At 65.8% G+C, this 6,166-nt stretch carries 7 protein-coding genes; 1 reads left to right on the forward strand and 6 read right to left on the reverse strand.

The features are described 5' to 3' along the window. Window positions 1-193: 193 nt before the first annotated feature. From rfbC to QMX85_RS22990, 4 genes are all read right to left on the reverse strand, one after another. The gene (rfbC, locus tag QMX85_RS22975) at window positions 194-742 is read right to left on the reverse strand and encodes a dTDP-4-dehydrorhamnose 3,5-epimerase (RefSeq protein WP_090225512.1); all 549 of its coding nucleotides are present in this window, start codon (window positions 740-742) and stop codon (window positions 194-196) included. 30 nt (window positions 743-772) lie between these two features. After that, entirely contained in the window at window positions 773-2,083 is a 1,311-nt protein-coding gene (locus QMX85_RS22980) for an SAF domain-containing protein (RefSeq protein WP_282344815.1), read from the reverse strand. Between the two features lie 116 nt (window positions 2,084-2,199). Next, entirely contained in the window at window positions 2,200-2,976 is a 777-nt protein-coding gene (rfbF, locus tag QMX85_RS22985) for a glucose-1-phosphate cytidylyltransferase (protein WP_090225516.1), read from the reverse strand. Between the two features lie 50 nt (window positions 2,977-3,026). After that, window positions 3,027-4,073, reverse strand: a complete 1,047-nt coding sequence (locus QMX85_RS22990; RefSeq protein WP_282344817.1) for an SDR family oxidoreductase — start codon at window positions 4,071-4,073, stop codon at window positions 3,027-3,029. 335 nt (window positions 4,074-4,408) lie between these two features. On the opposite strand from QMX85_RS22990, the gene QMX85_RS22995 reads away from it, so the two are divergent. Next, window positions 4,409-4,756, forward strand: coding sequence for a hypothetical protein (locus QMX85_RS22995; protein ID WP_282344818.1), 348 nt, complete (start codon window positions 4,409-4,411; stop codon window positions 4,754-4,756). 4 nt (window positions 4,757-4,760) lie between these two features. On the opposite strand, the gene QMX85_RS23000 is transcribed toward QMX85_RS22995, so the two are convergent. Further along, the gene (locus QMX85_RS23000; RefSeq protein WP_282344820.1) at window positions 4,761-5,522 is read right to left on the reverse strand and encodes a molybdopterin-dependent oxidoreductase; all 762 of its coding nucleotides are present in this window, start codon (window positions 5,520-5,522) and stop codon (window positions 4,761-4,763) included. Further along, window positions 5,515-6,123, reverse strand: coding sequence for a cytochrome b/b6 domain-containing protein (locus tag QMX85_RS23005; RefSeq protein ID WP_282344822.1), 609 nt, complete (start codon window positions 6,121-6,123; stop codon window positions 5,515-5,517). Before QMX85_RS23005 ends, QMX85_RS23000 begins: the two co-directional genes overlap by 8 nt. Window positions 6,124-6,166: the final 43 nt, after the last annotated feature.

The raw sequence follows: 6,166 nt of genomic DNA on the forward strand, positions 1-6,166 counted from the left end.
CCTCGCGGCTGATGGGCCGCTCGGTGCCGGTGGCGCGTCCGGAAAGCGTCGTCTACGAAAACAGCGAGGTCGCGGCCGTCCAGTAACGGGCGACTCGCGAATATGAAAAAAAGCGGCCCTCGGGCCGCTTTTTTTGTTTGCCTATCGCCGCCTGGCTCAACTAGGCGCCGGAAGTTCCGGCGCCTCGCTGCACTCAGTAGAGTGGGTCGGTCCTTTCGGCTATCAGCGGCCAGGCCGCGTCCTTCTCGGAAATGGTGGTGACCGGGATCGGCCAGCTGATCCCCAGGCGTTCGTCGTCGTAACGCAGGCCGCGCTCGGCGCTCGGCGTGTAGGGCGACGACACTAGGTAGGTCACTTCCACGTTGTCTGTGAGCGTCAGGAACGCGTGGGCGAAGCCCGGCGGTACGTACAGCTCGTGCTTGTTGTCCTCGTTCAGCTCGAACGCCTGATGCTGCAGGTAGGTGGAGGATTCGGCGCGGATGTCGACGATGATGTCGACGATCGCCCCACGCACGCAGCGGATCAGCTTGGCTTCGCCCACCGGTTTCATCTGGTAGTGCATGCCCCGCAGCGTGCCGCGGTCGGCGGACACCGACATGTTCTGCTGCACGTATTCGGTCTGCATGCCGTGGGCGGCGAACTCTTCCTTGCACATGGTGCGGGCGAAGAAGCCGCGCTCGTCGCCGCGCCGTTGCAGTTCGATGAGGAAGGCGTCGTTCAGTTTGGTTTCGTGAAAGATCATGCGTGCGTCCTGTGCATTCAATTCGGGGAATCAGCGGCCGAAGAGGAGTTCCTGCTCGGCGTAGAGGTGATCGATCAGGCGGCCTTCCGGAACCACCACGTCGTCGAAGGTCAGCGGAGTGTCCTTCGCCACCGGGCGGGCCAGCGTGCAGCCAAGCGCCAGACCGATCGGCAGCAGGTTCTCGCGGCGGACGACGTCGATGTTCTCGGCCACGCCGTAGACTTCGTAGCCGCCGAAATCCTCGATGCGTTCGCCGGCGGCCAGGTCCTTCTTCGCCAGCGCGATCACGCCGACGCTCGGGCCGCCGCGCGGGGTCAGCACCGGGTCGTCGAACAGCACGGCGCGCGCCACCGAGGTCGGCACCTCGAAGTGGCACAGGTGGTACGGCGTATAGAAGCAGTAGTAGGGGCCCGGGCCCAGCTTGTAGAGCTCCAGATAGTGCTTCTGCCGCGGGTCGTCGAGGGTGCCGAGGACGAATACGCCCGGCCCGGGCCGCGCGCCGACGACGTAGTCGACGATGCCGGGACCGTTCGGGTCCAGGTGCGGCTCGAAGGCGGCGACGGTCTGCTCGATCGGCGTCAGCGGGGCACCCGGATCACCGCCCGAGAAATCCGGGCCGAGCATGCCGCGGCGTGCCACCGTCATGCCGGTGGCGTTGGCGACGATGGCCTGCTCGAAGGAAATCTTGGTGCCATCGGCGAAGGAGGCGACCATCGCCGGCTTCTGGCCCCAGCGCTTGGCGAAGCTTTCCTGGGTGGTGGGGTTGCGGTAGGGGTCGTGCAGCCCCTTGATGTTGCCGCACAGCACCGGCTTCACGCCGATGCCGGCGACGAAGCGGTGCAGGTTCATCTGCACGCCCGGCTGGTCGCCGTCGGAGAAGGTGTAGATCACCCCGGCCTGGTCGGCCTTGACCTTGAGGATCGGGCCGATGGTGCCGTCCAGCTCGGCGTTCATCTGCACCACGTGCTTGCCGGTTTCCAGCGCGGCGAGCACTGCGTGGGCGGCGAACTCGACCGAGCCGGTGACTTCGATGATGGCGTCCAGGCCTTCGGCCCGGGCCAGCGCCACGGCGTCCTCGGTGATTGCCGGGCGGCCGGCGGCGATCATGCTCTCGAGCGCGTGCTGGCTGTCGCAGGGGGTCGCCACCAGGCCGGCCTGGCCGAACACGCCCGCGGCTTTTTCCAGGTTGCGGTTGGCGACCGCGCACAGCTGCATGCCGGGCGTGGTCTTGAGAATCTGCAGGCCGATGCCCATGGCCTGGAAACCGGCCCCGATCATGCCCACACGGATAGGTTTGCCCGCGGCCTCGCGTTTGGCCAGGGCAGTGTCAACGATAATCATCGGGTATCTCCAAACGGTTGGAAGGGAAGTTCGGTCTCGAAAACCGGCTCAGGACCCCTGGCATGCCGGGCCGCTGCGAAAAGCGGCAGGCCGGCAAGCCGGATCGCGGCCCGACTTCAGTTGGACCAGGTCTTCCACGGGGCGCCCTTCGCCCAGGTATCCTCGAGCACCTGCTTGTCGCGCAGGGAATCCATGCTCTGCCAGTAACCGCTGTGGTGATAGCTGCCGAGCTTGTCCTGGGCGACCAGGCGGTCCATCGGCTCGTTCTCCCAGACGGTCTGGTCGTCGTCGATCAGGTCGAAGACTTCCGGCTCGCAGACGAAGAAACCGCCGTTGATCAGGCCGCCGTCGGCCGCGCCCTTCTCGCGGAAGGCCTCGACGTTGCTCAGGTCTTCGCTCAGGCGCAGGGCGCCGTAGCGGCCCGGCTGGGTGACCGCGGTGAGGGTGCACCATTTGTTCGACTCGCGGTGCGCCTTGATCAGCTTGGTGATGTCGACATCGCTGACGCCGTCGCCGTAGGTCAGGCAGAAGGTGTCGTCGCCGAGCAGGTGGCGGGCGCGCTTGAGACGGCCGCCGGTCATGCTGTCGGCGCCGGTGTCGAGCACGGTGACGCGCCAGTCTTCGGTGGTCGCCTGCAGCCATTCGACGCCGCCGCTCTTCAGGTCGATGGTGAAGTCGGTGCGCGAGCCGCGGTAGTTGAGGAAATAGTCGCGGATGTACTCGACCTTGTAGCCGCCCAGCACGACGAAGTCGCGCATGCCGTGGGCGGCGTACATTTTCATGATGTGCCAGAGGATCGGGCGACCGCCGATCTCGACCATTGGCTTGGGCCTGACGCTGGTTTCTTCGCTCAATCGGGTACCGAAACCGCCTGCAAAAAGTGCGACCTTCATAGCAGGAACTCCTTTTCTGTATACGTGGGTGGAATGACGCTATGGGTCAGCTATTGGCGCTGCCAGCGCAGGTCCTCGGACAGACGCTTCTCGGCGATGTGACCCTGCAGCACGTGCAGGCGCACCAGCGGCGAGGTGCGGAAGTCGGCATCGGCGAACTTCATCCGGGTCAGGCCTTCGATCAGCCCGGCGATGGAGCGCTCCAGCGTCATCACCGGCTGGTGGTTGGGGGCCAGGGACTCGAACAGGCCGAAGTCCACCTGGTAGGAACGGCTGTCGGCCGGCGCGTCGGTGTTGATGCTGACGGTGGTGCCCGGCACGGCGGCGGCGACGGCGTGGGCGAAGTCGCGAACCTGCTGGTTGCGCGCGTTCGAGCCGACGTTGACGTTGAGGATGCGGCCGCCGTTGTCGGCCGGGCGCTGGATGGCCCAGTCGATGGCGCGACCCATGTCGACCACGTCGATCAGCGGGCGCCACGGCGAGCCGTCGCTGAGCACGGTGATCTTGCCCTGGCTCAGCGCGCAGGCGACGAAGTCGTTGAGCACCAAGTCCAGGCGCAGGCGATCGGACATGCCGCAGGCGGTGGCGAAACGCAGGCAGGTGATGACCATTTCGCCGTCAAGGTCGGCCAGCTCGCGCTCGGTGCCGATCTTCGACTTGGCGTAGGCGGTGATCGGCGAAACCGGATCGGTTTCTTTGCGCGGGCCACCTTCGGCGATGCCGTAGACGCTACAGCTGGAGGCGAACACGAAGTTGCGCACGCCGGCGCGGCTGGCAGCCTTGGCGACGGTGACGCTGGCTTCCTGGTTGATTGCGTGGGTCACCGCGGCGAAGCGGTCGCCCATGGGGTCATTGGAAACCGCCGCGAGCTGCACCACGGCATCGTAGCCTTCGAGCTGTTCGACGCCGATCGCGCGAACGTCGCCATAGAACTGCTCGTTTAGGAGGTGCTCAGGAAGGGTTTGCGCGCCGGTCAGGCAATGGGCGAAATACCCGTTGTCGAAACCGTTGATGATGGCGTCCGGGTGTTGCGACCTGAGTTCGCGTACGACGGCCGGTCCGACATATCCCATGTTGCCGATGATCAGAATCTTCATGCGCTCTTCCCTGCATTCGAAGTCGGTCCAGGTATCTGGAGAGAGGTGTATTGAGTAGGGGTTGTTACCGTCAAGCGAAGTCGCAGGCTGGCTGCGGCGATGTGACTAGCGGTCGGTTTTAATGACCTCGGACGCTGAGCCAAGGTTCCTATAGAGCGACCACTTTTATGGCCAAAGGCCTGCAATGCTGGCTATACGATCGCAAAAAGCCACATCGTGGCCCAGTCGTGGCGCGGTCTTGAGCGCCGTCGGTCAGCCACTCGCCGTTTGTCGGCACCTGTCTGCGGCGCAGCTGCCCAATGCAGGGCAAGTCTGTTTTTTCGTGGAGGTGCCCGATGAAGAATTCGATGCTGCTGTCACTCGGCCTGGCGACCACGCTCGCCTGTATCGGCTCGGTCCAGGCCCGCGAGTCGGGCGCCTTGCCCATCCTCTCCGCGCAGGTCGCCGCCAGCGACCCCGGCTCGGTCGGCTCTGGCGCAATGGGCACCGGCAAGGACGGCGAGCCGCAGGCGGAAAGCCCGCGCAGCGGCGCCAGCAGTGGTACGCCTTCGGTGCCCGCGAGCGGCTCGGAGATGAACGGCGAAACCACCTCGAACGACGGCGCCGGCGGGCCGGTCGCCGACGGCGAACCGAAGGACCCGAAGACCTCCTACGACCCGCCGGTCAAGCCCAAGGACAAGTGAGCCCTCAGATGCCGCTGAAACCGTTGTAGCCCTGGTCTTCCCAGTAGCCGCCGGGGTTCTGGTTGCTGACGAACAGTTCGACGATGTGCTTCGGGTTCTTGAAGCCGAGCTTGGTCGGCACCCGCACGCGCAGCGGGTAGCCGTAATCCGGCGGCAGGGCGACCTGGCCGAAGTCCAGCGCCAGCAGCGTCTGCGGATGCAGCGCGGTGGGCATGTCCAGGTAGGAGTAGTAGCGGTCGGCGCACTTGAATCCCACGTACTTCGCCGTGGTGTCCGCGCCGATCCGTTCCAGGAAGGTACGCAGCGGCACGCCACCCCACTGGCCGATGGCGCTCCAGCCCTCGATGCAGATCAGCCGGGTGATGTCGCTGCGTTGCGGCAACTGGCGCAGCGCCTGCAGCGTCCAGGGCCGCTTGCGCTCGACAAGCCCGGAAACCTCCAGCCGATAGCCGTCCAGGTCGATCTCCGGCACGTTGTATTCGGCGTAGAAGGCGTTGAACGGGAAGGGGTCGGTGATCTGGGTCGCGGCGTAGGTCGGCGCCAGGCGCTGGCCGCTGAACAGCCAGGCCTGCACCCGGTCGTTCCAGCGCGACATGCTCCAGAGCAGTTTGTCGACTTGATCGCCATCCTGCAGGTTGCATCCGCCCAGCATCGCCAGCGCGCCGAGGCTCAGGCCCGAGCGCAGCAGCAGGCGGCGCTGCAGGTTCACGACTTGCGTCTGTTGCGCCGGTTCCAGCTTCGGTGGGGCATTCTTGCGTTCACTCATGGGAATTCGCCCTCCGGCCGCCGGTGATCATCGGCGGCAAGGTGCTCGGCACCAGCAGTACCAGGGTCAGGTGCAGGACGATGAAGGCGGCGATGCCAGCCATGGCGAAGAAATGCACGTAGCGCGCGATGTCGAAGCCGCCGAACAGGCTGGCCAGCCCGTGCAGCTGTACCGGCTTCCAGATCGCCAGGCCGGAAAGCACCACCAGCACGCCGAGTGCCAGCACCAGCCAGTAGGACAGCCGCTGTACGGCATTGTAGTGACCGAGGCGATGCTGAAGTTTCAGGCGCAGCGCGGCGAACAGATCGCGGCGCACCGCGCTGACGCTCAGCGGTAGCAGATCGCGGGCGAAGTGGCGGCTCAACGCGCCATACAACAGGTAGGCGAGGGCGTTGATCACCAGCAGCCACATCACGGCCAGGTGCCAGGCGATGGAGCCGCCGAGCCAGCCGCCGAGGGTCGACCAGGTGGGGAAATGGAAGGCGAACAGTGGAGAGGCGTTATAGATGCCCCAGCCGCTGCTGATCATGCAGAACATGCCGAAGGCGTTCAGCCAGTGCGTCAGGCGCACCGGCCAGGCGTGGATGCGTCGGGTGCTCATGGGCGTCTCCCGTGGCGGGGCGGCCACGCGCAACGCGTGGCCG

Source organism: Pseudomonas sp. PS02288 (assembly GCF_029959715.1).
Taxonomy (GTDB): Bacteria; Pseudomonadota; Gammaproteobacteria; order Pseudomonadales; family Pseudomonadaceae; genus Pseudomonas_O; species Pseudomonas_O kuykendallii.

Excerpts from the sequence above, each read along its gene's own strand:
- rfbC (WP_090225512.1), bottom strand. The coding sequence starts at position 742 with ATGATCTTTCACGAAACCAAACTGAACGACGCCTTCCTCATCGAACTG.
- QMX85_RS22980 (WP_282344815.1), bottom strand. The coding sequence starts at position 2,083 with ATGATTATCGTTGACACTGCCCTGGCCAAACGCGAGGCCGCGGGCAAA.
- rfbF (WP_090225516.1), bottom strand. The coding sequence starts at position 2,976 with ATGAAGGTCGCACTTTTTGCAGGCGGTTTCGGTACCCGATTGAGCGAA.
- QMX85_RS22990 (WP_282344817.1), bottom strand. The coding sequence starts at position 4,073 with ATGAAGATTCTGATCATCGGCAACATGGGATATGTCGGACCGGCCGTC.
- QMX85_RS22995 (WP_282344818.1), top strand. The coding sequence starts at position 4,409 with ATGAAGAATTCGATGCTGCTGTCACTCGGCCTGGCGACCACGCTCGCC.
- QMX85_RS23000 (WP_282344820.1), bottom strand. The coding sequence starts at position 5,522 with ATGAGTGAACGCAAGAATGCCCCACCGAAGCTGGAACCGGCGCAACAG.
- QMX85_RS23005 (WP_282344822.1), bottom strand. The coding sequence starts at position 6,123 with ATGAGCACCCGACGCATCCACGCCTGGCCGGTGCGCCTGACGCACTGG.